Origin of the sequence: Rhizobium freirei PRF 81 (assembly GCF_000359745.1) — a bacterium.
In the GTDB taxonomy this organism is placed as follows: domain Bacteria; phylum Pseudomonadota; class Alphaproteobacteria; order Rhizobiales; family Rhizobiaceae; genus Rhizobium; species Rhizobium freirei.
On record NZ_AQHN01000029.1, the window covers coordinates 1 to 375 of the forward strand.

Sequence of the window (375 nt, forward strand, 5' to 3'; positions counted from 1 at the left end):
CGACGATCGATATCGACTGGTGCCCGGCAAGCCATGCCCGAGAGGTATCCAACGCACGATCCGGCAACAGGGTGACAGCTCTCCGCCGCTCCAGATCGCAAATGATGGTCCCGTAGGTCTGGCCGCGCCTGAAGGCAAAATCGTCGATGCCAATAACAGAGAGCTCATCGTTCTGATCAGCACTGCGCCGACGAACCACCCGCAACAGCGTGTCGTTGCTCACCGGCATCATCAAACGACTGGCAAAGGCCGCGGCCGGCCTGCCGCCGAGTGCCAAACCAAGATGGTGGGCGATTGTCTCAAGCCGTTGCGTGCGCCGCCCGTAGCGAGCCAACACGCTGTCACCGAGCTGCTCGCGGAAAATACGCCGGCCGC

Annotated in this window: 1 protein-coding gene; it reads right to left on the reverse strand. The window is 62.4% G+C overall.

The genetic code is table 11. The annotated features are described in order from the left end of the window. Nucleotides 1-375, reverse strand: a 375-nt coding sequence (locus RHSP_RS07960) for a transposase (RefSeq protein ID WP_037150459.1), incomplete at both ends; no start/stop codon positions are given.